Annotated in this window: 30 protein-coding genes; 3 read left to right on the forward strand and 27 right to left on the reverse strand. The window is 56.2% G+C overall.

Annotated features, from left to right (window positions below):
* Positions 1 to 99: 99 nt before the first annotated feature.
* The 16 genes from VEH04_08120 to VEH04_08195 form a co-directional block, all read right to left on the reverse strand.
* Complete coding sequence (locus VEH04_08120) at positions 100 to 291, reverse strand: hypothetical protein (protein HYG22731.1); 192 nt, start codon at positions 289 to 291, stop codon at positions 100 to 102.
* On the reverse strand, positions 291 to 695 hold the full coding sequence (locus tag VEH04_08125; GenBank protein ID HYG22732.1) for a hypothetical protein: 405 nt from the start codon (positions 693 to 695) through the stop codon (positions 291 to 293). Before VEH04_08125 ends, VEH04_08120 begins: the two co-directional genes overlap by 1 nt.
* The gene (locus VEH04_08130) at positions 692 to 1,069 is read right to left on the reverse strand and encodes a hypothetical protein (protein HYG22733.1); all 378 of its coding nucleotides are present in this window, start codon (positions 1,067 to 1,069) and stop codon (positions 692 to 694) included. The genes VEH04_08125 and VEH04_08130 overlap by 4 nt, the downstream gene beginning before the upstream one ends.
* Positions 1,070 to 1,082: 13 nt before the next feature.
* Positions 1,083 to 3,374, reverse strand: a complete 2,292-nt coding sequence (locus tag VEH04_08135; GenBank protein HYG22734.1) for a head maturation protease, ClpP-related — start codon at positions 3,372 to 3,374, stop codon at positions 1,083 to 1,085.
* Positions 3,371 to 4,858, reverse strand: a complete 1,488-nt coding sequence (locus VEH04_08140) for a phage portal protein (GenBank protein HYG22735.1) — start codon at positions 4,856 to 4,858, stop codon at positions 3,371 to 3,373. The genes VEH04_08135 and VEH04_08140 overlap by 4 nt, the downstream gene beginning before the upstream one ends.
* Positions 4,855 to 5,286, reverse strand: a complete 432-nt coding sequence (locus VEH04_08145; GenBank protein HYG22736.1) for a hypothetical protein — start codon at positions 5,284 to 5,286, stop codon at positions 4,855 to 4,857. The genes VEH04_08140 and VEH04_08145 overlap by 4 nt, the downstream gene beginning before the upstream one ends.
* 323 nt (positions 5,287 to 5,609) lie before the next feature.
* Entirely contained in the window at positions 5,610 to 7,463 is a 1,854-nt protein-coding gene (locus tag VEH04_08150; protein HYG22737.1) for a phage terminase large subunit family protein, read from the reverse strand.
* 160 nt (positions 7,464 to 7,623) lie between these two features.
* Positions 7,624 to 8,010 (reverse strand): hypothetical protein, encoded by a 387-nt coding sequence (locus VEH04_08155; GenBank protein ID HYG22738.1) that lies wholly within the window; start codon positions 8,008 to 8,010, stop codon positions 7,624 to 7,626.
* A complete protein-coding gene (locus VEH04_08160; GenBank protein ID HYG22739.1) occupies positions 8,000 to 8,617 on the reverse strand; it encodes a hypothetical protein in 618 nt (205 codons plus the stop codon). The genes VEH04_08155 and VEH04_08160 overlap by 11 nt, the downstream gene beginning before the upstream one ends.
* A gap of 388 nt (positions 8,618 to 9,005) precedes the next feature.
* On the reverse strand, positions 9,006 to 11,114 hold the full coding sequence (locus VEH04_08165; protein ID HYG22740.1) for an AAA family ATPase: 2,109 nt from the start codon (positions 11,112 to 11,114) through the stop codon (positions 9,006 to 9,008).
* Positions 11,080 to 11,502 carry a VRR-NUC domain-containing protein gene (locus VEH04_08170; GenBank protein ID HYG22741.1) on the reverse strand — a complete coding sequence of 141 codons (423 nt, stop codon included), beginning with the start codon at positions 11,500 to 11,502 and terminating at the stop codon, positions 11,080 to 11,082. The genes VEH04_08165 and VEH04_08170 overlap by 35 nt, the downstream gene beginning before the upstream one ends.
* Positions 11,499 to 13,094 carry a DEAD/DEAH box helicase gene (locus VEH04_08175; GenBank protein ID HYG22742.1) on the reverse strand — a complete coding sequence of 532 codons (1,596 nt, stop codon included), beginning with the start codon at positions 13,092 to 13,094 and terminating at the stop codon, positions 11,499 to 11,501. Before VEH04_08175 ends, VEH04_08170 begins: the two co-directional genes overlap by 4 nt.
* Positions 13,091 to 14,674 carry a DNA cytosine methyltransferase gene (locus tag VEH04_08180; protein ID HYG22743.1) on the reverse strand — a complete coding sequence of 528 codons (1,584 nt, stop codon included), beginning with the start codon at positions 14,672 to 14,674 and terminating at the stop codon, positions 13,091 to 13,093. Before VEH04_08180 ends, VEH04_08175 begins: the two co-directional genes overlap by 4 nt.
* Positions 14,671 to 15,096 (reverse strand): helix-turn-helix domain-containing protein, encoded by a 426-nt coding sequence (locus VEH04_08185; protein ID HYG22744.1) that lies wholly within the window; start codon positions 15,094 to 15,096, stop codon positions 14,671 to 14,673. Before VEH04_08185 ends, VEH04_08180 begins: the two co-directional genes overlap by 4 nt.
* A 1-nt stretch (position 15,097) precedes the next feature.
* Positions 15,098 to 15,304 carry a hypothetical protein gene (locus VEH04_08190; protein HYG22745.1) on the reverse strand — a complete coding sequence of 69 codons (207 nt, stop codon included), beginning with the start codon at positions 15,302 to 15,304 and terminating at the stop codon, positions 15,098 to 15,100.
* Positions 15,301 to 17,829 (reverse strand): DNA methyltransferase, encoded by a 2,529-nt coding sequence (locus VEH04_08195; protein ID HYG22746.1) that lies wholly within the window; start codon positions 17,827 to 17,829, stop codon positions 15,301 to 15,303. Before VEH04_08195 ends, VEH04_08190 begins: the two co-directional genes overlap by 4 nt.
* A gap of 86 nt (positions 17,830 to 17,915) precedes the next feature.
* On the opposite strand from VEH04_08195, the gene VEH04_08200 reads away from it, so the two are divergent.
* The gene (locus VEH04_08200) at positions 17,916 to 18,146 is read left to right on the forward strand and encodes a hypothetical protein (protein ID HYG22747.1); all 231 of its coding nucleotides are present in this window, start codon (positions 17,916 to 17,918) and stop codon (positions 18,144 to 18,146) included.
* A gap of 55 nt (positions 18,147 to 18,201) precedes the next feature.
* Here VEH04_08200 and VEH04_08205 read toward each other — a convergent pair whose 3' ends face one another.
* The 11 genes from VEH04_08205 to VEH04_08255 form a co-directional block, all read right to left on the reverse strand.
* Entirely contained in the window at positions 18,202 to 18,696 is a 495-nt protein-coding gene (locus VEH04_08205; protein ID HYG22748.1) for a hypothetical protein, read from the reverse strand.
* Between the two features lie 12 nt (positions 18,697 to 18,708).
* Positions 18,709 to 19,767 carry a hypothetical protein gene (locus VEH04_08210; GenBank protein ID HYG22749.1) on the reverse strand — a complete coding sequence of 353 codons (1,059 nt, stop codon included), beginning with the start codon at positions 19,765 to 19,767 and terminating at the stop codon, positions 18,709 to 18,711.
* Positions 19,764 to 20,594 carry a hypothetical protein gene (locus VEH04_08215; protein HYG22750.1) on the reverse strand — a complete coding sequence of 277 codons (831 nt, stop codon included), beginning with the start codon at positions 20,592 to 20,594 and terminating at the stop codon, positions 19,764 to 19,766. The genes VEH04_08210 and VEH04_08215 overlap by 4 nt, the downstream gene beginning before the upstream one ends.
* Positions 20,591 to 21,457: a hypothetical protein gene (locus VEH04_08220; GenBank protein ID HYG22751.1), complete on the reverse strand. Its 867-nt coding sequence runs from the start codon at positions 21,455 to 21,457 to the stop codon at positions 20,591 to 20,593. Before VEH04_08220 ends, VEH04_08215 begins: the two co-directional genes overlap by 4 nt.
* A 55-nt stretch (positions 21,458 to 21,512) precedes the next feature.
* A complete protein-coding gene (locus VEH04_08225) occupies positions 21,513 to 21,731 on the reverse strand; it encodes a hypothetical protein (GenBank protein ID HYG22752.1) in 219 nt (72 codons plus the stop codon).
* Entirely contained in the window at positions 21,721 to 22,728 is a 1,008-nt protein-coding gene (locus tag VEH04_08230; GenBank protein ID HYG22753.1) for a radical SAM protein, read from the reverse strand. Before VEH04_08230 ends, VEH04_08225 begins: the two co-directional genes overlap by 11 nt.
* The gene (locus tag VEH04_08235; protein ID HYG22754.1) at positions 22,718 to 23,029 is read right to left on the reverse strand and encodes a hypothetical protein; all 312 of its coding nucleotides are present in this window, start codon (positions 23,027 to 23,029) and stop codon (positions 22,718 to 22,720) included. The genes VEH04_08230 and VEH04_08235 overlap by 11 nt, the downstream gene beginning before the upstream one ends.
* Entirely contained in the window at positions 23,019 to 23,222 is a 204-nt protein-coding gene (locus VEH04_08240; GenBank protein ID HYG22755.1) for a hypothetical protein, read from the reverse strand. Before VEH04_08240 ends, VEH04_08235 begins: the two co-directional genes overlap by 11 nt.
* Complete coding sequence (locus VEH04_08245) at positions 23,219 to 23,428, reverse strand: hypothetical protein (GenBank protein ID HYG22756.1); 210 nt, start codon at positions 23,426 to 23,428, stop codon at positions 23,219 to 23,221. The genes VEH04_08240 and VEH04_08245 overlap by 4 nt, the downstream gene beginning before the upstream one ends.
* A gap of 247 nt (positions 23,429 to 23,675) precedes the next feature.
* Positions 23,676 to 23,993, reverse strand: coding sequence for a hypothetical protein (locus VEH04_08250; GenBank protein ID HYG22757.1), 318 nt, complete (start codon positions 23,991 to 23,993; stop codon positions 23,676 to 23,678).
* A 55-nt stretch (positions 23,994 to 24,048) separates the two neighbouring features.
* On the reverse strand, positions 24,049 to 24,282 hold the full coding sequence (locus VEH04_08255; GenBank protein HYG22758.1) for a hypothetical protein: 234 nt from the start codon (positions 24,280 to 24,282) through the stop codon (positions 24,049 to 24,051).
* A 656-nt stretch (positions 24,283 to 24,938) separates the two neighbouring features.
* On the opposite strand from VEH04_08255, the gene VEH04_08260 reads away from it, so the two are divergent.
* Both VEH04_08260 and VEH04_08265 read left to right on the forward strand, forming a co-directional pair.
* Entirely contained in the window at positions 24,939 to 25,463 is a 525-nt protein-coding gene (locus tag VEH04_08260) for a hypothetical protein (protein HYG22759.1), read from the forward strand.
* Entirely contained in the window at positions 25,460 to 26,131 is a 672-nt protein-coding gene (locus VEH04_08265) for a hypothetical protein (protein ID HYG22760.1), read from the forward strand. Before VEH04_08260 ends, VEH04_08265 begins: the two co-directional genes overlap by 4 nt.
* The last annotated feature ends 84 nt before the right edge of the window (positions 26,132 to 26,215 follow it).

Raw genomic sequence — 26,215 nt, forward strand, 5'->3', positions numbered from 1 at the left:
CCTACGGCTCCAGGGACTCCGTTCCACCGAAGGGGGTGGTTTCGAAAGGGTTGAAAGATGACACAGAGATGAAAACAAAACCGGCAGGCACAGTGATTTCTAATTGTCACTGAAGTGAAGAATAATTGTCATTGAACATCCCATTCTGGTTCCGACCATCTTGGGATCGTTGGTAACCTCCTGAGCATAGCCGCCGACCTCGATTGCACCGGGTTGCAGTGTCATCAGGTCATTGTGGCCAACGGCGAGGACGTCGGCGGCTTGCTCGTCGATGGAGGACGCGACAGACATCAGATGCCAGGCTTGTTGCTGTAGCGAATCGTGTTGGTCGCGGCGATCGATCCGCCTACGGAGTAGTGGTCTAGCCGCAAGTAACCCAACCCGCCCACATTGAGATTTGTCACTGCTGCGCGACCCGGAGTAGTGGACGTATCGAACGTGATAACGAACGTGTTCGTTGTGAAGTTGGATCCATCCACCGAGGTTCCGAACCGTGCGACAATGTTTGTCGCAGAGCTCAACCATTGGATCGTGACGTTGCTCTGATTGCCGACATACAAGACCTGGTTTGTCACCGGCCCACCCGAACCGCCTGCCACGTTCTGAACGGTCAACATCTTCGCGTCATACGCATTCGCCGTCAGCGCCATCGCACTCACGGCCAGAATGCCCGGCATTGATTTCAATTTCTTCACTTCTTGCCTTTCTTTTTGTTTGGGGTTTCAGGGCCGGAGTTTTCCGGTTGAGATTGCTTTTCCTTGGCTTCCTTGGCCTGAGCTTCGGCATCAGCCTTCGCTTTAGCTTCCGCTTCTTCGGCGGACTTCACGCGCGCTTCGGCTTGTGCCACGGTGATAAAACGAAGCGTTTTCTTCGCGGGAACTTCTTCGAGCAACGATACGCTTTCGAACTCGTTATTGGTCCGGCTCCGGGCGAGTGTTTTGAACTTATCGATCTGAACGGTCGGCTTCACGTCGCGGCCGCAGATGAGTTCGTCTTTGCCGGTCTTTCGACTTCTACCGATGAGAATAAATGAGCGCATTGGAAAGAAGCCGGGTGTTTGGCTGTCCACCCGGCACAGGGGGTTAACCGTTGGTGATGCGCTTCGCGGCAGCGGCTTCTCCGGCATTGAAGCCGTAGTTCACCTCCACGATTTCGCGCTCCTCATCCTGGTCAGCATCGCCCCAATAGCGATATTCGAACGCGACGCCGGTGGTTGGATCGACAACAACATCGTAGCTGACCAACTGCCGACGAACGCCAGGCCCGGGCGCAATGGGTGATGTGGCGACCAGAGCAGCAGATGGCAGGACCGCCAAGCCAACGAGGTTCTCAGAGTTGTTCGGGAACCGTGGGCTGTGATAGATATCGAAACGATCGACCCGGCCCGTCGAGCCTTCACGCAGCGTCGATTCACTTCCGGACTTGTCGGCGTTCTTCAGGGATGGATCCTTTTTCAGGTTCGTGTGATAGCTCGTCAGCAAGACCAACGACCGACTTGTGTCCGGCCAGTCTGAATCGTCACAGCTTCCGCCGATGTCGATTACATCATCGGAGTCGAAAGCGTCGGCCTGCTCCAGCTTCACTGTTGCGCCGTAGGTCGCGAGCGTGAACACGCCGAGAACGTCCAGCCAGACATCCAGCGCCAACTGCTCTGCCTTAAGCTCCATCAACCGCATCGTGTTGAAGTAAGGCTGGCGAGAAAGCAGGTGACTGTAGAAGTTGAACGGCTGGTATTTACGTTTGTTGATCGTCACGTCCTTGTCGAGCGTGCTGGTGCTGGTGTCGAACTGGTATCCTGTCCCATCGGAGAAGTCCTTGCTCGTCGTGGTAAACAACGGGTAGTAGGGCACCGCGATCTTGTTGGTTCCCTCGAGCGGGACATTGTTGAATCGCGTGCTGAAGATGCTCAGCGGAAGAATCCGGCGCTTGAAGGCGCGCATTCCGTCCGAAAGGATGACATTGCGCTGCAGGTCCGAGCTGATGGTGTTTGCGGCGAGTGCTTCCCTGATCTTGTTGCGGTTTTTCGTGATCATTGCGTTGATCGCGACCGCATTCTTCTGCATCGCTTTGACATCCGGATCATTGCCGGCGAGCAGTGAAAGGATCGGCTTCCGCATCTGCGCCAATCCAGCTTCGATGTCCTTCACGCTGGCGCTTTCCTCTGAGATTTCGATCGCGACAGGTTCTGCTGGCTCCGGACGGACGGGGTTCTGCCCGAGCGCCGCGAGAACCGCGCTGTCCTTCACTTCTCCAGACTCAGACAAAATCGCTGGAAGGGCCTTTTCCGCCTGCGCCTGGGTGATTTTGTTTGCAGCCACAAGCGCAGCCAGTTGCTTGTCAGCTTCGGCGCGCTTATTCACCTTCGCCATCTCAGCGTTGATTCCCTTCTGAATCTCGGCAGTGATGTCGATTGTGGTAGCCGGAGCTGCCGCGGCAGGTGCCGCCGGAGCCGAGGCCTGAGGTTTGCCTTTTCCGATCATCGTGACCAACTGCTCGTCGGTCAGGCTGTCGTTCGTTTCAACGCCCCACGATTTCAGCAGGGCGAGCATTTGGTTTCGGTTCATAACTATGTCTGTTTTTTTGTTTGCCCCGCCTTTAGGGGCGGAATTCGGATCAGCCGCAGCGGCAGGCAGGTGTTTGGTTTGTCCAGCGGCAGCAAGAATGAGAGAACGGCACGCGAGCGGGATGCGCTTGAAGGCCTTAGCCTCCATGCCGGAAAAATCGAGAGCGTCGAGAGCCGCAGATTCGTCGTTGACCTCGTCAGCGAGCCCCCACTCAACAGCCTCTTCGCCCGTCAGCCAGGTTTCCTCCTTCATCGCAGAGCGGATCTGCTTGTCGGTTCGCTTGGTGCGCTCGGTGTAGGCTGCGACAAGAACGTCGCCATGCTTTTCGAGCATGTCCGCCGACTTGTTGATCAGCTCGGCATACTTGCGCATGTCATCCGCGTCGCCAGAGCACCCCTCAACCCAGCTCCACGGATTGTGAATCATCCAAAGGGCAGACTTCGGAGAGATGACCTTTGCGGCCGCGAGAGGGAAATAGGAGGCGATCGAAAGCGCATAGCCGTCGATTCTGCAGGTGACGTCGCCTTTTCGCCGGGAGATGGCGTTGAAAATGGCGAGTCCTTCGTTGACCGATCCTCCCTGGCTGTTGATTCCGACGTTAACCCTTGTTCCCACGGGGACTTTATTGAGAGCATCCGTGAAGTCCTTTCCGGTAATACCGTCGTCCGACCAAAACGAGCGCCCAATTGGCCCGTGGATCAGAATCTCAGCGTCCTTGTCATCTGTCGCCGCGTTGAAAACGACCGAATACTTTCCGGCTGAAGATTTCACTCCGGCGGCATCGGCAAAAATGGGAAAATTCGTCTTCATGCGGGCTGCAAATCCTCCTGGCGCTGCTTTTCGGTCTCTGCGGCCATCTGCGCCTTCATCGACTCAGCGATTGCGCGACGAATGCGATCAGGCGTAAGCCCGTATTTCTTGGCCGTGATGTCGATGACCTGCTCTTCGCGTCCGCGCTGGTCGATTTGCTTCCGCCAGCTCTGGTTGCGCGGCAGATAGATGTCCTTCAGCGTCGTCGCACCTGATTCCAGCTCGGCAATCATCGCCGCGGAGTTCCGGCCGACGTCCACGTTCGGCGCGCGCGGCGGCAAAACTTCGATTCGGGTCCAGTCGAACGGTGCATCGGCAACGCGCACGTCGGAGAATCGTGCGGTGCCCATCGCGAACAGGTAAACTTCGAACGAAGCGCGAGCGAACGTCGCGAAACGCGAACGGAAATAGTTCGTTGCAAGATCGAGCTCGGAACGCGCAACTGTGCCTTGCAGTGACCACGGGAAAACCAGAAGCTTCGAGACTCCTACGCCGGCGCAAATCAGCGAGGCCATGTAATCCCACAGCCACTGTGTTGCCGCCGACGGGCTTTCGTTCTTCAACTGCAAAATCTTCTCGCCAGATTTGACGGCAACACTCTTCGGACCGAGCACGCGCTTGATGAACTCGTAACGCTGGCTGTCGATGGAATCGGTCGGCGCCGTTTGTGTCGGAAGAAATCTGTTTTGCCGAGCCTGCTGCGGACTGAAAGAGCCCGTCGCGTTTTCCCAGATGTTCGTGATCTGCGCGTTGTCCTTCGCCTTCTGCATTTCGAACATGCAGAGGTCGTTCCAGTCGTGCAGGAGATTCATCACCGGCGTCAGCTTCGGAAGCCCTCGGTATTGATTTGGTGCCGATGGCTCGAAGAGGTGAATCACCTCATTCGCCGTGCGTTCGGTGAATCTCTCATCGTCGAAACCTTCCTGAATGAAGTAGCTTATCGGCCGGCCGCGCTTGTCGATGCGCACACCGTCAATGATCGTGCTGCCTTCCTGGTCGTAAAGGTCGGGAGGCGTTGCAACGCGATGGGCCGAGATGCCTTGCAGCCGAGGACGTCCGCGTTCACCGGTCTTCAGGAGGAAAAATTCGCCATCGAAGAACTCGCGCCAGCACGCGGTTGTCATCAATCCGCCGTATCCGAACTTCGAATTGAGATCGGCGACTTGTGACCACTCGTCGAGCCAGTCGGACGCGCGAAGGTTCCAATCCTCGTCAGAACTCTCAGGCGAAACTGTCGGACCAAAGGCACCGACAGTGAATTCGGTGTAAACCTCCGCGATGCGGTTCGCCAGGGCATCGTTCTTCTCGAACCATCGAGACTTACGAACCAGCTCCATGCGCGTGCATTGATCCGCGTCGATGTGCGCGTCTTGAACGAACCCGGGAAGGAACGTTCGGCGAGGATTGTAACGGAGACCGGCTTCGTATCGCGCGAAGGTCCACATCGCGCGCATGAAACCGAAAGCTTTCGAGAGCGGGTTCATCGGTAGCACCCCGCTTCGCTGTAATCGTGTTGGATCTCCGTGATCTCGATCAGGTGATCCATCATCCAGACAAACAGGTTCGCGTCGGTCGCCGCGGTAGGAGTTCCGGCGGTGTCTGAGCCGTTCAGCTCTGTTGCCGCTGGATCGAGGCTTTCGGAAACGCAGTATTCGAGAAACCGCTTCGATGAATCGTAGAGGTCAACAAGTTCACGCCACGCAGCGCGAACGTCTTCAGGGGATGGAGCGTGGGCTCCTGGTTTAGCGAACTTCGTAGTCCGCCCGTTCATCGACACGAGCTCGATCGCGCCACCGGCCACAGCTTTGCGAGCCGTGGTTTCGTTTGCGCGGAGTTGAGTGCGAAGATCTGGGGAAGTTGAGTTCGCGACTTTCGCCGCGTCCCAGGCATCCTCCAGAAAACTGCGCTTCAAACTCGTGCTTATCGCCACACATACACTCTGCTTTGCAAGTGGGATGTTTGCCTACTGACACGTTTGTGTCATGACACGTTCGTGTCATGGTACTCACAGCCTCTTCCAGCGAAGCACGGCGCGAATTCTCGACGTCACTCCTAGCCTCGAAAATATTGTTCGAAAGTGGTTTCCGATGGTCTCTTCCGAGATGCCTAAAGTAGATGCGATTTCCTTGTCGGTTTTGCCTACAGAAACAAGGGTCATAATCTGTCCCTGGCGCTTAGACAGGCGAGGCTTTTTGTATGGCATTTGGTTCGAGTGGTTCGGGATTTAACCCGGCATCAATCCCGATGAGGCCGGCCATTTCCATCAACATCGCGATGTAACATTCGCAGACGAAAAGATCGTTTCGCTCTTTGAGTTGCACCCAGGCGCGCTCGAGTCTGCCGGTCCTTGTTCCGCTGTTCGCGGAGTTCTTCGGCCTCCAAGTGCTTTCGATAATCGTCGCTGACATCTCCGGGTGTCTCGAACGTCACCACTCCGGCGCCGCCTGATGACAACCACGCGAATCGATCTCGGATGGTGGGCTTGGAATAAAACCAGAACAGCGGCTCGCGATCGTCTCGGACGTGTTCACCGTTCCGGAGAACGTATTCAAACTTCGGCTGCGCGTTGAGCATTCCGTGCAGCGGCTTCTCGACGCTGAAGACTTTTTTGGAGTTGTCCGGATGCGGATAGAACACTGCGCCACCGCCTTTGATCGCGTTGAAGCCATGCTGCAAACAGAACTTGTAGACGTGCGTGGTGTCGTCGCCGGAATCCACCGCGACGCATTTCGGGTCGACGTTGTGCCGCTTCATCACGTCAGCCGCTTGCTCATCAGTCTCCAGTTTTCCTTCCCACACGAGCAGTGAGTGAATGTGTCCGGTCTGCTGATCCAGTGCGACGTCGCGAATAACTCCCCACCAGTGCGGCAACTCGCCGCGGAGCAATACGCCTTGCTGGCGATCGAGTGCTCCGAAACGCACGAGCCGATTCGGCAGTCCGTCGCGATCTTTATTTCGTTCGCTGAGAACAATCTTCTGGAAGAACGGTCGATCTTCGTCGCTCGCAAACCTGCACTCGCGTTCGCGCAGATACTTTTTCCACGGCTCAAGGTTGTTGTATTTCATCGCCTTGATCGCGGCATGCTTCTGCATGATCAAGTCGAGCCACGAGATGTAATCGATACTGACTGCCTCCAGCGTGTAACTCGCGATTCCCGCTGCGGCACCAGCGTTGCGTGGATTCCCGTAACGGCCGCTGAGGCTCAACTGTCGCCGTGTGAGCTTGTCGAGATCGTGCACGGTGTAACCACAAGGGAGTTGATGCCTGACCGTCGCTTGCAACCCGGCGTAATCGTAATCGTTTTCGCCGCGTCGATACTTGTCGCTGTCGTAACGCAGCCCGCCGAGGTGCGGCTCCTTGTCACTCCACTCGGTTCGCATCGTGTGATACAATCCGCAGCCCGGGCATTTCACTTCCCAGTGTTGCTGTGTGCCCTGTTCGAATTTCTGATGAAGCTCGGATTCTTTGCGACCGGCATTGCTGATGACCAAAATCGAGTGATCCCAAAATGCGGTCGTGCGTCCGAAGGCCTGATCGAGTCGCCCTGGCAACCAGCCTTCCTCATCGTGGCATTCCTCGTTGATCTGATACTTGATCGAATCCGATGCGACGTTGCGGTTGGTGAGAACGCCCTGCATCGTGAAGTTCGCGTGCGGGAACAGCACCTGGCCTTTGATCGCTTTGAACCGCTCCGCCGGCCAGCGCACCATCACCGGATCGCACGCGCGCAGGATCCGTTCGACTCGTTTGTTCCATCGCGCATCCGCCTGCTCATCGTTCTGCCAGTTGTATTGCACGTCGCCCGAACTCTTGGTTGCGAGCACGTAGCAGAGCCGCACTTCACCGACGACTGATCCACCCGATTGAATCGGCTTGACGAAGACCGTCTTGCGACGTTCTGGAAGGTCGGTGCTGTCGAGTGGTTCCTTGATCCAAGGCGTGATGTCTGGATCAAACGTCTTGGACATCGCGGATCCCGGCAGCTTCACGAACTGCTTTCCCCATTCGCAAATCGATCGAACCGACTTCCCTGGAATCGATCGGATGAACTGCTGAAGAACCCAGTTGAGTGGTGATGGGTTTGTCATTTGATTTTAGTCGCCCAGTGCGGACAGACGAGCTTGTGGTTTTGCCAATCCTCAAGGGCGTGCCTCAAAGCCGACCAGCGAGCAATAGGGGACCACCACTTGTTGGCCCTGGCAAAGTTGCGCTTGTGATTGAACAAGCAATGTTCCCGAGAGCAATTGATCATTTCGGCATCTCCGGTTTTTCCAGCGTGATGAGTTGCGGTTGAAGCGGGCCGTTGAACGTCAGCACCTGGTGCCAGAGCTTGCCCGTGAACAGTAGCTTGATGCGTCCGATCATCGTCAGCTTCCAGCAGCAGATGATCTTGCCCTCGGGGTCATTGCGGAACCGATACGCGGGAAGTGGTCGATACTCCGGTTGATCTTTCGCGATGACTACCGTCTGCTCTGGAAACTCAGTGAGCGTGAGGTGCTCTCGTTCGGTCGGCAACGCGATGATTCGTTTGTTGCGAAAACGGTTGCAGTGGTAGAGCCCCGGTTCGAGAAACCGCTTCCGGGTCGCGAACCAAAACGGTCCGATCAGGTGTCGCATCATTGCTTCAGTTTTCATTGGTGGTTCCTTCCGTCAGTTTTTGGAGTTGTGACCCGAGCGATTCCTTAAGCTTTTCAATTTCGCTGCGGGACAAAATTTGCAGCTTCACTTCGTCCATCCCTTTGCCGCGGGCCGGGAGTTCGGAAACGAACACGCGGTCGAGCTCGCTGAACAACGTCGACTGCGCTTTCGCGATTCCGTCGGCTACCGATCCGCGGTCGATGACTCGCTTCTCTTTCTCCGCGAGCTCAACGCGCTTGAGCAGCACGTCCAGCTTCTTGCTCTCCTCACCCCAGTTCACCGTTGAGTCGGTCATCATCGTGGTGAACAGCCAGGGCAGGAACTCAGTGAAGTAAACCCGGCCGTGTTTGAACGCCGGACAGCCGAGAGACTTCGCCTGTTTCAGCACCGCGATCGGCACCGAAGCCATCGCTGAGCACTGAGTCAGCGTATCGAAGATTGGCCACTCAAATTCCTGCGAACGTGGACGTCCGGCGTTCTCGCGCAAACCGCCTCTGGGACGTTCGATGGCTTCAACTTTCTCGCGGTCTTTTCGAGTCGGAGAAACCGTCTTGGTGGCCTTGCCGGGTTTGATTCCGGGCTTTTTTGGAGTTTTGGTTCTCATGGATTCCTTAAGCGCCTAGCGGCCCCTGCATCCCGCCAAAAAGTGTAAGAGATTCCTTACAGGGGATTCCCCTAGGCAGCAGTTGCCGATTTCGAATAAACGGCGGCGTTTTTTGCTGACCTGCCCGAAACTCGTTGCAAGCCCGGATGAGTCGCCGCAGCAATGAGCCAACTGTGCAAATGCGCGAGGCGGATTGCACCGGTGTATTGCAAAAGATTCGTGTGCAAAATAAATCCCCCCTCCTTAGAGGGGGATTTTGCACACATCTTTTTGCACACCGTGCAAAGTCCGTGATTTGCACACCAGTTTGCACACTTTGCACACCTTCTTCCTTATTCAGGTTCAAGCTGTCGATTAGATTTGTTGTAAGTGACATACAGGTTGAGACTTACGCGTTTTTTCCTTTGAAATAGGCATCCTCATGGCAGGTGAGCTTTTCGGACTCGAGCATGAGCTCTATAGCACTTCGGATTGTGCCATCTCCTACCCCGACCATCCTCTTGGGGCATTCCTTCGATCCTAGCCATGTCTTAAATCGCCTGACGCACTCCCTTAGACTTAAACCCTCACCTGTCGTAGGGAATCCAGCCAACAGGGTATGGCTGTTCATGCTGGCAATCTGCTGTGGCTTCGTTGCTTTTTTCTCCTTCGGCTCCTGTGGTTCGGGCTCGTCCGGTGGGAGCATCTGTTCCCATTTGATACCGAAGCTGGCATGGCGGAGCCAAATCGACGTTGTGAAGGTTTCGTCCGGGTTCTTGGCCCAGGCGCGCTTTCCGCGTTTTGCCATCTTTAGCTCGAATTCGGTCTCGGTGACCGGCTTGAGCATCATCACCGCCCGAGCCCAGTTCACCAACTCTGAGGACCCAAGGCCTGCGTATGCCCAATCGATGGCGTTCCAGCCGGCGGTCTCCCGGGCCGATTTCGGCTTGCCCGTATGATGAATCCCGATCATCACGACGCCGGTTGTCTCCAGCAGTGGATTGATCATCTCGCGCAGAAAGATCGTCACCTCTTTCTGATCGTTCACGCTGATCCCGGCAAACGAAAGCAGGGGGTCAATCCACACGATGTCAGGCTTGTCCTCTTCGATCATCCGTTGAAGCCGTTTGATGAATTCGGAGCCAACGGAACGCGTCTCGGTGCGAAACAAGATGTTTGAGTTGACCGTTTGAAAAGCCTCCTCGGCATCAAATTCGCTCAAACTGTGGGCCTTTGCGACGCCTTGAACCATCTCCGCCAGGTCGTATCGATCGTTCTCCGCCTGAACGACTAGGGATCGAAGAGGCTTGGCGCATTCAATGCCATACGCTGCAAACCCGAGCGCCCAAGCGATCGCAAATTCAAGGATCAGGGACGACTTTCCAATCCCCGACGGGCCGAGTAGCCAACCGGACTTTCCGCGGCACAGGTATCGGGTCGTTCGGCCGTCATGGAACCCGATGACGCAGTTCGGATCATTCGAGGTGTCTAGTGCCAGGAGGTCGCTGAACCTGATCGGAGGTGGCAGCCTGTCGTCGCTACTCTCTTTTGCCCACTCCGCAAACGAATCACAACCTACATTGAGTGCCAAGAGCTCCTGTCTGGCAGCGCCGCGTTCGCAGAACGGCAATCGCGAGAACCGCGACGGGTTCTTGTTCTTCTCATCCGGCTTATAGTCAGCGAAATGCGCGTAGAGCGCTTTGACGCGATCATCGAACTCGCGTCGGTCCTTCGCGTCGACCTTCACCCACGCGTGAATTGACTTTTTGCCAGAGCTGATGATTGCCGTGCAGGGAATACGCGATTGCAGGATGATGCTGTATTGTTCTTCGCGGCTAATCTCGTCGAACTCCAGCAGCGCGTGGCGGAATGCTGTGACGTCGGCATCCTTGGAGCCGCCGATTTTCATCGGGTTGACCGACACGAAGATTCCGTTTTTGTCTGACGTCTTGAGGAATCCGTTCGGGTTGCCTTTGTGCGCGTCGAGCTTGCGCAGCCATTCCTCGCGGGAAAGCGTCACGCCAGCGTCGCGTGGAATCTCTCGACCCTCGTCCCCGGTGCGAGCGATTGCGATCCTGATTCCCTCGGAAGGCTGAAACGCAGCCCGGAGAAACTGACGTGCTCCATCAGGCATCGGATCAGGAAGCTCGGCTGCGTCTGAGACTTCGTATCGTGGAGCCTTCTTGGCGGGTGTCGGGGCAGCGGTCGGTCTCGCAGTTGGCGGCGGGACGGCTCGCGACATCTTGTATCGCACCCCGTTCCGAATGAGCTTTCCACGTTTGGCGGGGTCAGCGCGTCGCTCCGCATCGGCCAGCTTGTGTTCAATCTCGCGCTCAGACCACGCTGGCGAACACCGCGCGGAATACTCAGCCATCAGCGGCCGCGCGTCAGACGGCGAGAGTGCAAATCCTTCGATCAGCGCCATCGCGACGGCGAACGTCTGATTGTGTCCACCATCGCCAGAGACAGCGGATGGTATTGCGTTAAGGTAACGTTGAGCTTGTTCGATGACGGTCATTGAGAGTGGTGAAGAATTCCTCGATTGAACGAACGACATGGACGGTATGACCGAGCTTCGCAGCCCACGCTTTGATCGCGAGCTGATCGGGCGACAGTTTTCCAGTTGCAGTTTTACACTCGATCAAAAGCACGCGACCTGAGTCGCACAGGATGATGAAATCCGGCTCTCCTGCTGTTCGATGCGTGCGCTCTGACATCGCGCCGTGGAACACAACCCATCCGCGGCGACGACACTCGCAGAATATTTGTTCGTGCAGTTCAGCCTCGCGTTTGATCTTTGGTGCGAACGCGATTTCAGGGCCGTCTTTGACCGGAACCTTGATGATTCGTGAATTGTGCCGGGCGACATCGGCATCAGACCAATTGGCGAAAGGATTGCGGCTCATATCATCTGTGGTTGCTTCTTGCGCTCCTTGAGAGCTTTGAAAAATCGTCCTGCCTGCGCGGCGGTGACGTTGTCGAAATCGGTGATGCCGACCTGAGCGGACAGGCCACGCATGCGCTTCATAAGGCCGATCGCCTTCGGGGCCGCAAGCCGCGGCCGAAGGTTCTTGAAGTGCAGGTCGAGCAGTTTTGTCGCGTGTCCAAAACACGTCACAGTTGAAGGATCAATCTTGGCTCGCTTGAGCAGCTTCTCTTGCGCAACGCTGACGGCGGCAGTTTCCCACCCCATCGTGGGCTCGTAGTCGGCGGCTTCGAATGCACCATGATCGATCGCAAACTCGGCGGCTGAAAACTCGAAATTATTGGACTTCTTGTTCCGCTGTTCTTCCAACCTCTTCCTAAGTGCGATCTCACGTTGGCCGACAGCGTCGTTTGATACTTCGATCAAATCGACTTGGAGTCCTTCAGCGATATCACCCGGAATCGCTCCGGTCTTTTGCATTGCAAGTTCGGTGATGATCTCGGCCTCGGCTTCAGTCTTTGCGACCAGGTGCGCCGGGCGGCAGACCATGTTTTTGCCTGACTGATACAGGAAGTCCAACAGCAGCAGGTCCTCCTTTCCGGGGCAGATGCGGGTCCCTCGTCCAACGCACTGCATATAGAGTGAGATGGACTTTGTGGGACGCAGCATGACAATGCAGTCGATGGACGGCTCGTCATAACCACGGGTCAGTAGCGCTGAGTTGCAAAGGATGTCGAATTCTCCACGAGCGAAGCGCTTCAGCTTTTCGTCCCGATCTTCCGATTCGCCGTCAATGTGCTCGGCGTTCAGTCCAAGGTCCTGACAGATCGAAACGAACTTCTGAGATGTCTTGATAAGAGGCAGGAACACCATTGTCTTGCGGAACATCGCGTGGTCGACGATTCCGCGGGCGACGGCCTCCAAGTAGGGCTCGATTGCTTCGTGCAACTGATTCTTGTCGTAGTCGGAGCCGTTCTCTGTCCGCGCCATTCCGACGTTCTTCAAGTCGATCGGGAGCGGCAGCATCTGAATCTTGATGCGCGACAGAAATCCCTGATTGATCAAATCCAGCAGCTTGATCTCGCACGCGACATTCTCATAGAAGCTGCCGAGCTCCTTCTGATCAGTCCGCCAGGGCGTAGCAGTAAAGCCACACGTGCGCGCATCGAAGTGCTTCAAGACCTTCTGCCAGATGTCTGAGACGGATTTGTCTGCCTCGTCGGCAATGACGAGTGAGAAGTGATTCTTGGACCAGTTGTCCAGTCGCCGAACCATGCTTTGCACCGTGGACACAACGACAGGCGCAGAGTGGGACGCCGAGAACTCAGCCTTTTCGGCGTCGCCGCGGATTCCAGATGTTCGCTCCAGCTTCTCCAGCGCTTGCCAGACGAGTTCGTTTTGATCGACAAGGATCAGCGTGCGCTGACTGCGCTGCCATTCGATCTTTGCCAGGTGCGAGAAGCAGACCGTCTTTCCGGATCCAGTGGGCGAAACAACCAGCTGGCGCGAGAACTCAGCCCAGCCTTTGTTTACGGCCTCGACGATCTGCTGTTGGTAGGGACGGAGGTTCATGACCGCTGCGTCAAGGCGGCTCGGACAAGCGCTTTTGCGAGGTTCTTTGGAACGGCGTTGCCGATCTGCTTTACGACCTGCGTAGTGTTGCCGGTGAACTTGTAGCCACGCGGGAAGCCTTGAGCGGCTGCAAGCTCGTGCGGTTTCAACATGCGAAAACGAATGTCGAGCAGGTATTTCTCGCCGTGAATTTCGACGGTCGGCATCACGAGTCCGAAGCGGTCTTTCGTGGTGACAGTTGGGAGCGGCTTATCGACGCTCTGTGCGTCCCCCTTGCCGTAGAAGGAAACCAGGCATGGCTGAACCAGCCTTATGCCGCGCGACGTCGTCGTGATTGTCCCGAGTGGTTCGTGAACGCTTTGGGGTGCAGCCCCGTTGAACTGGGGCACAATGAACGGCTGAACGAGTGAGATGGCGCCCGACGTTGCTACGGTTGGCAAGGGCTCAGATGCGGGACGTGGTTGTGCCCCCGATTGCTGGCCGATGACGAACGGCTCGCACAGTGCCCACTCGCCGCGATTCCCCGCCACGGTTGGCAGCGGGACATGCGTGCCGCGCACACGGCGACCGTCCCCGTTTATGTCACCTCCATTTCCGTGGGCGCACTGAATGAGGTAAGGCTCGCACAAACCGAGGTGACCACCGCCTGCCGTCAGCGCTGGCGCTGGCTTGTCCAAATCTTTCGCGTCGCAATTGCCACGTAGATGAACCAAGTAAGGCTCTGCTACCGCCATCGCTCCACCTTTCGCGGTGGTGATGGTTGGCAGCGGTAGATCAAAGCTTCGGACGCTGCCTTGATGCTCCATGTGGATCGTGAACGGCTTGAGGCCAAACCTCTCAAGCCCGATCATGATCCGGTTCAGTGTCTTGTCAGCGAGCGGCTTTTTGCGGCCGTAGATGGATTTGCCTTCAAGCTTCCAATCAATGATATCCCTGGCTGGCACCCATCGCTTCCTGGCGCCGAACATATCTTCGGTCGCAACTGGGGCGTGTGTCGGCTCTGGCCAGACGATCTTGCGACGACCGCGCACCGCGTAGACAAAAAGCCGTTTCCGTGTCGTTGGGTCGCCGTAGTCCGCAGCGCAGAGAACACGCCAGTCGACGCGATAGCCGAGCGACTCAAGGCAGCTCACCCAGGCTGAGAAGACTTCGCCCTTTTTCGTCTTGAGCGGCCGGCCGTCAGTCCCGATCGCGCCCCACGAAACAAACTCCTTCACGTTTTCGATCAGGATGATCGACGGCCGCAGAGCTTCAGCCCATCGAACGACACACCACGCGGTTGCGCGGGACTGATCATTGATTGGCTTTCCACCGCGAGCGATCGAGTGATGGGTGCATTCCGGTGAGGCCCAGAGGATGTCCAGCTCGCCTTCCCCGTAGAGATCGCGAGGGTTCAGCGCGTCGAGCGATGCGCAGAGATGGCGCGCGTCCGGATGGTTTTGCGTGTGCGTCGCTACGGCAACCTCCCAATGATTTATTGCGGTAAGGTCGCACTCGTGGCCGAGTTCCTGACAGGCTTCAACAAGGCCCGTGGACGTTCCACCAGCTCCGCAGAAAAGGTCGGCAGCTTTGAGTTTCATATCGCAGCAGGTGCCGACTTGATCTTGTTCCGCAAATGCTCCACGTCAGAGCGATCCCCAGCGCATGTCTCGCATCTATCGCTTACGGTTTGGATTGCATGAAGGACGGTTCCATGATCGCGATGGAATTGACGCCCAACCTCGCTGATGCTTTGGTTCGTGAATTCACAACTCAAAGCCATTGCAACCTGTCGAGCCCACGCGACTCTTGGCGTTCGGTTGCGGACATCAATCACGGTCACGGATAACCCGTAGTGATGCGCGACGAGCTTTTTGATCTCGTCGATTGGCTGCGGGTTGCTCGCCGGAGTGCGTCGCCTGAGCCATTTTGTGAGGGCGGCTTCATATCTCTCCGCTGCGGCGGTTAATTCCGCTGTCGCAACGCGGACAGACTCGATGGAGCGTGAGGCTGTGATGGTCATGCTAATAGCCTCTCCCTGTGTTCTTCGCGTTCTCGACGGCGGCGATTACTTCCCGCGCAACCAGCGTGACTTCTTGATCAAGAACCTTCAGCACGATTAGGTCGCGATCGTTCCAATGACTCTCGATTCGCACGTGCGGCAAGCTTTCGAGTTGCTCCCGAGACTGGCCGTGAGACTCGACGACTGTCAGCTCGCTGGATGTTTTCATGTTCCCACCACCTCCTGACCGGCGCGTTGAAGATCGAAGAGCGTCGGCATGCAGCGCTCAGCTTCAGCCTGCTCGCAGTAGCCAACACCGCAGCGCCAATACTCCGGTGAAAGCTCAATCCCCCAGCCGATGCGATGCAGGTGAACCGCGCAGTATGGCACCGTGAAGATTCCAGCGAACGGATCCAGAACGATCTCGCCCGGGTTGCTGTAGCGGTTGATCAGCCGGTTGACGATGTCCAGTTGCAGCGGGCAGACGTGGTTCTCTTCGTTGCGCTTCTGCTGCTCGCTGTTCAGACAGTTGATTCGGCTGATGTCGGTCCAGATTCCAGGGTGCAGAGATATCGGCGGAAACAGCATGAAGCTGGCAGGCAGGTAGTCACGCGCCTCCAAAGCGGCCGCAATATCGACATGCTCCTGCCAGTCGTAAACGTGATTCTTGGAATGCTCCTGCCAGAGCTTCCGCACATTATCCATCGGCATGTTGACGAGCAGTTCAGGGTCAGGAAGGCGGTTGCCGTTGGACTTCCAAAACCCGGCGGCATCGACCTGCCAATGCGCGCGGAGGTAGATATTTTTGTCCTTCGTGACGGGCAGGTCGGCGTAGGCGTTCGACAGATCGGTGTGAGGCTTCCGAAAGAGCAGAACGTACTCAGGCATGCCAACGCCCATCTTCGTGGAGTCTTTCGCGTTCTCGCTCCAACCGAGTCGGTAGGTCTGCGCGTTCTCGCGGACGACGTCGGTGTCGATCGTGATTCGACCGAGGAAGAAGAAGCCGTGCTTTTCAAAGCAATCCGCTGTCTTGTCACTGAAACGATCAACGGTCGGAACTCCAGTCCCATGCTGGCCACCGAAACGGATTCTGTCTTTGACGTGAATGCAGGCCAGACGCCCTGGCTTCAGCACGCGGAGCAGATGCGGCACAAGGAAGTCCATCTGCTTGAAGAAATCCGAGTTGTCAGGATTGTGGCCGAAGTCGTTGAAGTTCGGTGAATACTCATACTGGTTCCCGAACGGTATTGAAGTGACGATCTGATCAACCCGGTTGTCAGTCCATGTTTGCAGTTCGAGAACGCAGTCGTTGTGGATGGCTCGGAACTTTTCGCTGGCCGATTCGACGCGGTCGCAGCCGATTGAACGTTTGATTTCCATAGTTTTGAGGTCGAGGCGGAATTTGCGGAGAAGCTCGGACATCTTGGCAACCAGCTCGTTGTGCTGTGCCCATTTCTGTTTCAAGACTTCAACGACTGGGTCCTCGGACTCGGTGTAAATGAAGTGGATGTTGACCTGTCGCGGCTGCTGGAAGCGCTGAATCCGATGCACAGCCTGAATGACGTCGTTGAACTTGTAGCTCGCTCCAAGGAAGATGGCGTCGCAGCAATGCCGCTGGAGATTGCAGCCCGAGCCAGCAAGGACGGGCTTCGAGGCGAAGTGTTGAAAGTCGTCGGAGAATTCGCCGCGCGAGAACCGCAGGATGATTTCTTCTCGTTCGTCGAGGTCCTGCGAGCCGTAAACGGTTCTAACGGCCGGTACCAGTTGCTCGATTGCGCGTCGCTCGTCTTCGAGGTCGTGCCAGATGATCCAGTGCGCGTCACGATTCTGCGCGATGATTTCTTGCGCCTTCGCGAGTCGAGACACAATGCTGTCGCGCTTCACCTCGGCCAGCTCTTTTAGACCGCTGGACTTGTCGAGGAAGAGCGCGTGCTGTCCAGCGCGATCGACCATTGCCCAGGCTTTCTTGTGATCGACTGCGACCGAGTGCCAGTGAACTCGAAGCGGTGGAAGCTCGTAACCCTCATCGCTGTAACCGAGGTCCGAAGGCCGCTGCATGAACACAGCCCACGATGCGAGCCACGTCCAGAACTGTTCCTCCATGTGCGGGTGCAGGGTGAGGTCGCCAGCCTTTTTCGGGTTGCGTTTGAAGAACCTGGTAAGCGCCTGCCCGGTGTCCATCACTCCGAGAAAGCCGCCGTAATGGATCAGCTCTTTGTGGCGGTTTGGCGAAGGCGTCGCGGTGAAGACGAATCGATATGGAATCGCCGAGCCGATCTGGAGAAAGGTCTGATACGTCTTCGATCCGAAAGAACGCAGGACCGAAGACTCGTCCAAGCCCCAGCCGCAGAACCGGCCGTCGAGCGTGATCTTCCCATCTCGCACCGGCTCGTAATTGCAAATGACGACCCGCGTCTGCGCTGCGTCGATTTCCGCATCGGTCTGGCAGAAGGTCATTGCAACGTCCATGACCGGCCCGTCTTCGTGGATGAACTGATGCCGGACGCCGAGCGGGCACGTGATCAGGAACTTCTTTCCCGGGTTGGCTTCTACTGTCCACTTGGCGACCTGCAGGTGCGTGCGAGTCTTACCAAGACCGAAGGCCTTGAAGCATGCACGGCGACCTCCGCGGACCATCCATTCAGCGATATCCCGCTGATGCGGAAATAGCGACGGGTGCGCTTCGCTCGGAGGCGAGAAACCTTGATGCTGCGCGCGCGGCATCTTGGACAGAATGAAGTCTTGGTAGGTCATACCACGAAAAGCTTCTGCACCCGGATGAAAGCAAACCGCGCTGTTTTGGTGTTCCGCACCGTGTCGCCTGCAAGCAGTTTGGCTCTGTGGCACGCTTGCTCCTGAGATTCAAACGGGATCGGGAGCCCTTTTTCTTTCCGGAAGAATTCGATGCAAGGCTTCCGCGTGCGCAAATCGATTGCCGTCACAATCCAGGCTTCGACATCCTTGAGAACAGGCTCCGGAACGCGAGTTACATCGCATTCTTCAACGGCATGAGTTTCAATGTGCATAGTTTTGAAAGTTCGCTCGCGAGTCCCGGCGATGCGGCTGGCTAAAGATAACGAAGAGACTTTGCCTGTTGCATTTCCGGGTTGTTCGCGAGCGTAAGGGTCACCAAGGTTCCTCTTCGCTTTTGACCGGCTCCGAAAACGGGATTGGTGCGGGCGTGTTTCGTGGCAGCTTTTCCTTGTTCGTGATCCACGCGGCCACGTAGTTGAATCGCTTCTCCTTGTCCTGCGTGCCAGCCTTGTTTCGCACGCTGGCCCAGCCTCGCAGACCCTTCACCGTGGCTTCGGTGTATTCAATTTCCTCGCCGTCGGCCGGAACCTTCCCGTTCACGAGCATGTTCGCGCACTTGGTAAACACGGACAGCTTCCATTCGGTTGAGGGATGAAAAATGAACGTCTCCGTCCACTGGGCGGCTTTCTTCTCGAACGCCTTATCCCTGAAGAAGGCGACCTTGCATTCCATAGTCTCCGAGCCATTGGTTTTGTTTCCGGTGCTGAGCGCAAAGTCCACGGCGACAATCTCGAACGGATAATCGCCGTCGGGTAACATCTCAAACTGGGTGAACTCTGCTTTGGAATCGAATTTTACGGATGGCATAATAGGTTCTGGTTATTCGTTGTCGTCATCATGGTCCCCGCCTTTGGTTGCGGAGAGGGTAAGCGTGTCCTTGGTTCGTTGGATCAAGTCACCAAGCTTCTGCACTACCTTGCGCTTGGCAGATGCAATCGACTTCTCTTCAAGCTTAGCTTTGAAGAGCTGATCAAGCCCGAGTCGGTCAGGATACTTCTTAGACGTGTTCAGGCGGACCTCGCAGGCCTTCAGAAACTCGTCTGCGCTCAACCCGCTGGCTGCGAATGCTGCGGCGACATCGCTGACGAATTGCCGGCCAGATTTCGATTTGAGCTCGTATCCAGGGAGTTGAAGCCCTCTCTTGGTAGCAGCTTCCATGGCGTGGAACTCAACGGACTCGCCCCATTTCTTCAGCACCTTGCGCCAGAGCGTCAGAGCGAACGCCAGGTGCTCGGGATTGTCCATCATCTCGGATGGTCGCCATGTCGCAAGGTCGAGCAATCCCGGCTCTTGGTATCCATCAGCAACGATCGTGGCTGGCTTAGTAAGCGCAGGACAGATCAGGCGCTTGGCGCACCAACCGCAGTAGTCGCAAGGCTTCGGATGTGGGCTCTCAGCGTTTTCGAGAATCGGGTTAATGATCTTTTCGCAAGCCTCGGCATCGAATTGAAGAACCTCAGGCTTGCGAGTTGCGCCGAAAAGAAGATGCACTGTCACCACTCCGTCGGCGCAAAGCGAATAAGCATAGTCCGCCATCTGCGCGGTGTAATCGCGGTGCCGCCACTTGAAGTCGAAGATCGTGCGACCGTTTACAACATCCGGAGTTCCTTCAGCTTCCGAGAAATCTGGTCGTGTCCACTGGCGTTTTATCTCCCACTCGACGGGGTAACTGTCCGTGGTGTGTGCTCGGATATAATCTGCGGCCCAACGAACTGCCTGTTGACTCTCGTCGTCGAGCAACACGAGTTCTGAGTCGTCGCCGTGGTAGTAGAGTCGCAGAGCTGAGTGCCGATCGGTTCCATCCTCGGCGAATGTTGTTGATGAACCCTGAAATGATGGGCACTGCGCCACCATTGGTAGTGACGATGGCCGGATCATGAGCGCACCTCGGTCTTGGTTTCGGAGTAGATGCGAAGCCCCGGGCAACCGCGCATTCCCCCGCGGATCGCCTCGTTGATGGCGGCTGTGTTCGGCTCGATTCTGACGAGATCGCGGTTATCTCTTGCGAGCACCCAAATGTCTTCAACATCGAACTTCCAGACCTCCTTCGTGACGAGCCCGGAGACCTTTGCCGGCGCAGCAACTGTGCTTTGTGCTGCGCGGCGTTGCTCTTCCAGTTGAGCCAGTCGCAATCGTTCCGCCTCCGCCGCCGCTTCGGCTTCCCGCTTCCTCTCTGCAGCTTCGGCTGCCGCGGCAGCAGCAGTTGATTCCTCGGTCTCATCGAACGATGCTTCCGCCTTGTCGAGTTCCTGCTGACGTTTCAACTCGGCAGCTTCTGCTTCACGCCGAAGCCGTTCCTGTTCTTCCGCGGCCCTGCGTTTCTCAGCCTCGATTCTAACTAACTCCGCTTGCCGTGCGCTCTCAGCCGCCGCGGCGATGCGTCGCTGTTCAGCCTGGTATTCTGTGACCAATCGGTTGATGCGCGTTGCTTCGGCTTCGACCTGGGACACAAACTCCTTGGCTTTGGCATCGATCGCGCGGCCGAGGTCGAGGACCGGTGATTTGACTTCTGTTCGCGACTTCTCGACGCTCTTGACCAAGCCTTGCAAGGTGCGGAGATGGCCAACAGCTTCTTCGAGCGACCATTCGTCGGACACCACTGCTATCGACTTGGCCTCTGCTAGCAGGGCATCCCGCTTTGACAGGACATCCGGGGTCAGCTCGACCGAGACATCGGCCAGCTTTGATACGACAAGCGCTTTCACTTAGTCCCCTTGATGTGCTGAATGAATCCAGCCGGGTTCTTCATGATCTTCTTGGCGCGGTCTACCGATAGATCGCTCAGCCCGGTTTGAATCCAAGGCTGAGGGTGCCGAGCCTTAAGCCATGCGATCGCCGCCTCGATGTTTTCCTCTCCGATGGACTCAGCGATACCCTTGACACTTTCAGCTGTCAGTTTCCCGCGCTCCGTCAACGCAATGTCGTTAATCGAGAATGGCGCAGCAGCTTTGTTTACCACGGGATTTGTCGGCGCGTCCTGCGGGGGTTGTTGAGTCGGGGAAACGTCGATGACTGGCGCGGCTGGTTCCTGCTTGGCTTCAACCTTTTGCTTCTTTAGCAACGGTTCGCTAGAAGCTGCGGGTTGAATATCCTCATCACTGCTATCTCCGGCGTAAATCTCGGGTGCCAGCATGGCAACTCCATTGGAGATCGCCCTGGCGCGGAGCATGTTGGCTGGCGTCTTTTCCCAGTTCGACTTTGGCCGGATCAAACCCTGCGCCTTGGCCTCTTCGATCGTGAACTTCGACGTAATCGTGTTCCCTTCCAGCGCCAGTTCGAGAACGGCCTCCTTGCCATCCGTGCCGTCCTTGACCCATTTATGCTTTCCGCCCATTTGCCGAAATTCAGCGAGCGCAGCGAGAGCCTTTTTGGAGAGCTTGTTGTCGAGGATGTGATAAGTCCTCGCGATGACAGAAGGCGGTTTGCCCGTTGCGAGACACTCCATCGCAAGCACCTGTCCTTGCTCTACTTTCTCGCAGCCGAACATGCCTGACTTGGCAAGGAATTGGCCGATGCGTTCGATGGCTTCGACGGGATTGTTGATCTTTGAATACAGTTCGATTTCCATAGGGTGCTTTCTTTCGTGTTTTGCGGGTTTTACCTACCCGATGAGGGAAAATTTTTTAGTCAGCGAGAATCTTGTCGTGCTCCGAGGACAATTCTTCTGTTGTCATCGCGTGGAATTTGGTCGCGTTACTCAGCGTCCGACCGTGAATCGCAAGCAGCGTGTCGATAGTCATTCGACGGGCGTGATCCTCGATGCGCAAATATGGATCGCGGTCTCGAGCTGTGACTGGTAGCGCAGAGGTTGCGTGAACCGTTGTGCTTTGTTCAGTTTTCATCGTTCACCTCCGCGTTGAGGTTTTCCGGGCGATAGTTCGCAGCCTCCCATTGCTCCCACGTGAAGCGCTTATCGTAGGCGCCAATTAGCCAGCGCTGGAACCCGACAAGCTCAGGGGTGCGAACAAATGGCATTGGGTATGGCCGCGCTCCCCATTCCCGTAGCTTGCGCACCCGGTAAAGCCTGTCCTCCGAGGTCTCTCCAGGCCAAAAGCCAACGAGCATGTAAACCATGACGTGATCCGGCTTCACCCCGTATTTTTTAAGCCTGTCCAATCCCTCAAACAGCCTGGCTTCGTCTTTACGATTGTCCCAAGCGGTATAGATGCGCTTGGCCTTCATGTCGTCGGCCCGGTAATCGATGCTCGCGAGTGCTTCCGCTGCCTCATCTGTCAGGAACCGGGCATTGATACCCTGATTGAAACTGACCTTGAAACCGCCTTCGCGAATCTCCGCGATCCGATCGCGCCAGTGCGGTTGCCCAAAGAAGTCATTATCCAACAGAATCAACTCACGCGGCCACGGTTCGCCCCGCCAAATATCATGGATCGTGTTTTCCTCGCGCATCGCGCCTTCCTTGCGAGGAACCACGCAGAACGAACAGCGAAGCCGACATCCGCGTTGAGTAAACCCAATGCTTTGTCGGCAGTTCGGGTAAATCGAATAATCCTGCTTGGTTGTTGTGATCCCGTGCGCTTCCAGAGTAGAAGCCACATCAACACCAGTTCCGCCGACAACCGCATTCGGAAAATGCTCAATGAGTTTTGAGACGGATGGGCGGGACTTTTCGAAGATTGCGGAGCCGTAAACGTGGGTAGGCGCATCCCACAACTGGCGCTCAGGGTTTCCAGTCCATCGCAGTTCGACCGAATCCCCGCGCTGCTTGTGGTGTGCAGCGATCCGCATCGCCGCAATATTGGGTACCTTTCCGTCAAGTTGAAACACCAGGACGCGGGAAGGCGCACCGTTCCCGTTCTCCGTTGGCTTTTCAGTGGGCATTCACTACCTCCTTCAATCGCGAAACGCTGTCTGTGTATTTGCCGCTCCTCGGGTAAGCCGCGAGCAGCACACGACCGTCGCGCAAAGTCATCTCCAACCGCTTGCCGTTGAACGCTTCAAACAACTTGCATTCGAAGGCGCACCCCCGCCATTCATCACTCCCCATCAGGTGGACCCATATTTGACCGCTGCTTTCCGGCCGAACACAGAAGGAGGTAACTTTGTGCCTCACCATGATCTTTTTAACGCGCTGGAGGTAATGCGCATCGGTCGCGTTGAACGTTGTCTCTTTATTGTCCATTCGTCCCTCCTGTGATTCGCTCGATGAGCATCTTGCGTTCAGCAGCAGTGGGGTTGTTGAGAAGGTTGGAAAGGGCTGCGGCTAGCGTGCCGGTCGCAAATGCGTATTGATCTGATACGTCACCAAGCCCACGCTCCTTAGCTGTGGCTGTGGCCCATTCCATGACCTGCCCAGCAGTGATTGGATCATTCATCGTTTCGCTCCTTTCGCAGTTCCTTCAATGAATGTGCGCGGATGAATCCGCACCATCTTGCGACCGCGGATAATGACGCCTGGCAATTGCGCTTTGCGGGCCGTAAGCCAGTGCCGCTCGACCTGCTGCCATGTGCAGAACTGTTCCGGTGTAAGCATCGAATCCAAGTCGAAGCCGGTTGGCAGGCATCCGGGTTTCTGATTCATTCCGTGACCTTGATTTCCCCGCACTGAATGCAGGTGTGAAAGTTTGGGGAATCGCAGCGCCAGGTGTGATCGCATGGAGTTGAATCGCGGAGGTCTTCTGGTTCAGTGACCGTCTTCACGTCGACACGAAAACCATGCTCGTCTTGCGTTGCAATTGGAGCCTTGGTGATTCGCAGTCCGAAAAACAGACCTGCACATCCGCCGACCACTATGCCGAGCAAAAGCTGAATGATCGTAAACTTCGCGTTCACGCTTCCACCTCCGCCCACTCCTGCTTGCCCTTGCGAGCGACCTTCTTGCTGGCCTTCATCGCGTCCGAGCCGAAAGCAATCGCGCACAGGATCAGAATCAGCATCGTGCCGCCGTAATACTTCCGGCGGACTTCCTTGAGCTGCACCGCCAGCTCCGGGTGCTTCACCTCAGCACCGGCGAGCACGAGCTTGCGCACGAACTCACCAACACTCTTGCAACCTTCGCGAACGGCTGCTCGGCCCAGCTCGGAGCGTTCATCGAGCGGGATGTTGATCGATAGATTCGCGGTTCCGGTTCCGATGGCGTTGGTCATAGGCGGCAATCTTGTTAAGGGTTCCGACTTGTGCGGGTGTGCGGGTGTGCTTTACTCAGGCCGATTCGAACGCGGCATCCTTGGGAAGTGTGATTCCGTGCGATTTGATCATCGCCTTGGCGCGCTGATCGACTGCGTTCGAAATGAAATCCGTGACATTCTCATTATCGATGATCGAGGTGATGATCTGCGCCCGTCGGAGAGATACCGGGCGAATGGAGATCGTTCGTTTGCCTTCGCCTTCGCGGGAATCCGACTCCTTGTTAAGAACCTGTGTTTTGTTTCGCATACTCGTTTGTCTGTGTGCGAGTGTTATGGCATACACTTGCATGCAGTTGCAAGCATGAGAATGCATTTGCATGCAGTTTTCAGCCAACCTTATGGAGAAGATTCAGGACGATAAGAAGCCCGAAGGTTCAACGAGCCTTCGGGTGAATCGGGAGCTGTTTGCTCGAATTCAAGAAACAGGCGCGCGTTTGCACATGTCCGCAAATGCGTTTGGGGTTGCTGCAATCGAAGCAATCCTCGACTTGATCGATCAGGAGGAAAGCAACAGGGCTGTGCCGGACATCATTCGGATGCACGACACAGTCAAGGGGAGTAAGACGCCGTTTGGCCGCGGGGTGACTAATTCCACTTCAGCTTCCATGGCGGAACACGGCGCAAAGCTTGTCGCCGAGGTGGAGCGGCGAAAGCGCGCCGGTTCTTTTTCCGAATCACAACCTTCATCTTCAGCTGATGCTTCCAGCGGCCAAACATCTCCGACATCTCGAGACAATACTCGTCTGTCCAATCGGAAGACATCTCCTCCAAAACAGGTTCCAGAATGATTTTTGTTCCTTGGTTCTTAGGTCCTTGCAACTTCATACGCGAGGATGATCTCGCGGGAGGTAGGACTTTGGATGTCCAACCCTGCCTGAAACTTATTCACAGTGTTCACACTCAATGAAAGCGTTCGCACTTTTATCGATACTCCTTGCTGTCGCCGGATGCGCCATGATCCCAGAGATGCCGGGCTCCGTTTCTACGAACTTATCCAAGTTCGATGGCGCGAGCGAGATCAGCGTCTCTCCGGCGTGGGTGCAAACCAGTCGCTGGGTTGCAAGCATTCGCCTTGGTGCTTACCGCTCATCCAAAATGGAGCCTGGTGCCATTGTTATCAAAGCCGTCTATGAAGGAGTTGAATCAATAGAGCGTTTGCGCTTCAACATCGACGGCACTTTTGAAGAACTGAAGCCGCTCGACTCTTCCACAACCTACGAGGAAGACGACCGCAATCCAGGCCTTCTGTCTGTTCGCAGATTCCATGCGACCGACGATCTGATCAGACGGGCAGTCAATGCGACGAACACGATCGTGCGAATGGACTTTCGAGGAACATACCTCGACGGCGAATTCGGTCTCAACCAAGCGCATTTCGCCAAACCCGCGTTCAAGAAGTTCCTGACTGCATTGGAGAACCAGCCATGAATCCCCACGCACCGGAAGAATGGCGCAACGGTCCACCCAGCGAGAAGCAGATACGAAGGTTGCGCTGGTGGGGAACGAAGATGCAGCTTCAGATACCCGCCCCTCGAACCAAGGGCGAGGCGAGCGAGATCATTGATCAGTGGCTCAATGCGCGCCCTGATCTTGAAGATGAATGGCGCGAGGAGTCTGATCGATTGGAGCAAGTGGACTGGGACAGAAGAGAGGCAGAAGAAGCTGCGGAAGATGAGCGCCGTGACTTTGAACACCTTTGCGATGTGGTCGACGAGTGGCGGGATATCCACCCGTGCCCGCCGGTGTCTCAGGAACAAGTGAGGCGAGTGCTCGAAAGAGTAGGATCGCAGCCCAATTCGGAAGATCGTGGCAAATATATGGGTCGTTTCTTCGCTGAGCTGAAGCGACAGTTTCCTTCCCTGTTCACGCTTGAATCGGAAATGAAATACCACCAAGAGCAACTCGAAAACACCAAAGCCAATTTTCTGGAAATGGTTCGCGTGAAAGCGGCGAAGCGAGGGATCGAGATTAAAGATTGGGAACTGGTGTGGAGTGTTTTTAGACAATTTCCCCACCATCCAAACGAAGATTCATCTGAGATGGAACTTAGGTTTTTTGCCGCGATAAAACATGCAGAAGATCGCAAATCTCAATGAAAAAGTGGCAACAAACGTGGCAACAAAATCGACACCATTGAAAAACCCCAGCAAATCGAGACTTTCACGGTGCCTTGACACGGT

Source organism: Verrucomicrobiia bacterium (assembly GCA_035629175.1).
GTDB lineage: Bacteria > Verrucomicrobiota > Verrucomicrobiia > Limisphaerales > DASXHY01 > DASXHY01.

What these genes read in the sequence shown, in the direction of transcription:
- VEH04_08175 (HYG22742.1), bottom strand. Translation starts at nt 13,094, where the DNA reads ATGAACCTCCGTCCCTACCAACAGCAGATCGTCGAGGCCGTAAACAAA.
- VEH04_08190 (HYG22745.1), bottom strand. Translation starts at nt 15,304, where the DNA reads ATGAAAACATCCAGCGAGCTGACAGTCGTCGAGTCTCACGGCCAGTCT.
- VEH04_08165 (HYG22740.1), bottom strand. Translation starts at nt 11,114, where the DNA reads ATGACCGTCATCGAACAAGCTCAACGTTACCTTAACGCAATACCATCC.
- VEH04_08150 (HYG22737.1), bottom strand. Translation starts at nt 7,463, where the DNA reads ATGACAAACCCATCACCACTCAACTGGGTTCTTCAGCAGTTCATCCGA.
- VEH04_08240 (HYG22755.1), bottom strand. Translation starts at nt 23,222, where the DNA reads ATGAATGATCCAATCACTGCTGGGCAGGTCATGGAATGGGCCACAGCC.
- VEH04_08260 (HYG22759.1), top strand. Translation starts at nt 24,939, where the DNA reads ATGAAAGCGTTCGCACTTTTATCGATACTCCTTGCTGTCGCCGGATGC.
- VEH04_08250 (HYG22757.1), bottom strand. Translation starts at nt 23,993, where the DNA reads ATGACCAACGCCATCGGAACCGGAACCGCGAATCTATCGATCAACATC.
- VEH04_08245 (HYG22756.1), bottom strand. Translation starts at nt 23,428, where the DNA reads ATGAATCAGAAACCCGGATGCCTGCCAACCGGCTTCGACTTGGATTCG.
- VEH04_08235 (HYG22754.1), bottom strand. Translation starts at nt 23,029, where the DNA reads ATGGACAATAAAGAGACAACGTTCAACGCGACCGATGCGCATTACCTC.
- VEH04_08140 (HYG22735.1), bottom strand. Translation starts at nt 4,858, where the DNA reads ATGAACCCGCTCTCGAAAGCTTTCGGTTTCATGCGCGCGATGTGGACC.
- VEH04_08265 (HYG22760.1), top strand. Translation starts at nt 25,460, where the DNA reads ATGAATCCCCACGCACCGGAAGAATGGCGCAACGGTCCACCCAGCGAG.
- VEH04_08180 (HYG22743.1), bottom strand. Translation starts at nt 14,674, where the DNA reads ATGAAACTCAAAGCTGCCGACCTTTTCTGCGGAGCTGGTGGAACGTCC.
- VEH04_08170 (HYG22741.1), bottom strand. Translation starts at nt 11,502, where the DNA reads ATGAGCCGCAATCCTTTCGCCAATTGGTCTGATGCCGATGTCGCCCGG.
- VEH04_08135 (HYG22734.1), bottom strand. Translation starts at nt 3,374, where the DNA reads ATGAAGACGAATTTTCCCATTTTTGCCGATGCCGCCGGAGTGAAATCT.
- VEH04_08255 (HYG22758.1), bottom strand. Translation starts at nt 24,282, where the DNA reads ATGCGAAACAAAACACAGGTTCTTAACAAGGAGTCGGATTCCCGCGAA.
- VEH04_08230 (HYG22753.1), bottom strand. Translation starts at nt 22,728, where the DNA reads ATGCCCACTGAAAAGCCAACGGAGAACGGGAACGGTGCGCCTTCCCGC.
- VEH04_08155 (HYG22738.1), bottom strand. Translation starts at nt 8,010, where the DNA reads ATGAAAACTGAAGCAATGATGCGACACCTGATCGGACCGTTTTGGTTC.
- VEH04_08210 (HYG22749.1), bottom strand. Translation starts at nt 19,767, where the DNA reads ATGATCCGGCCATCGTCACTACCAATGGTGGCGCAGTGCCCATCATTT.
- VEH04_08120 (HYG22731.1), bottom strand. Translation starts at nt 291, where the DNA reads ATGTCTGTCGCGTCCTCCATCGACGAGCAAGCCGCCGACGTCCTCGCC.
- VEH04_08205 (HYG22748.1), bottom strand. Translation starts at nt 18,696, where the DNA reads ATGCCATCCGTAAAATTCGATTCCAAAGCAGAGTTCACCCAGTTTGAG.
- VEH04_08195 (HYG22746.1), bottom strand. Translation starts at nt 17,829, where the DNA reads ATGACCTACCAAGACTTCATTCTGTCCAAGATGCCGCGCGCGCAGCAT.
- VEH04_08220 (HYG22751.1), bottom strand. Translation starts at nt 21,457, where the DNA reads ATGGAAATCGAACTGTATTCAAAGATCAACAATCCCGTCGAAGCCATC.
- VEH04_08160 (HYG22739.1), bottom strand. Translation starts at nt 8,617, where the DNA reads ATGAGAACCAAAACTCCAAAAAAGCCCGGAATCAAACCCGGCAAGGCC.
- VEH04_08185 (HYG22744.1), bottom strand. Translation starts at nt 15,096, where the DNA reads ATGACCATCACAGCCTCACGCTCCATCGAGTCTGTCCGCGTTGCGACA.
- VEH04_08225 (HYG22752.1), bottom strand. Translation starts at nt 21,731, where the DNA reads ATGAAAACTGAACAAAGCACAACGGTTCACGCAACCTCTGCGCTACCA.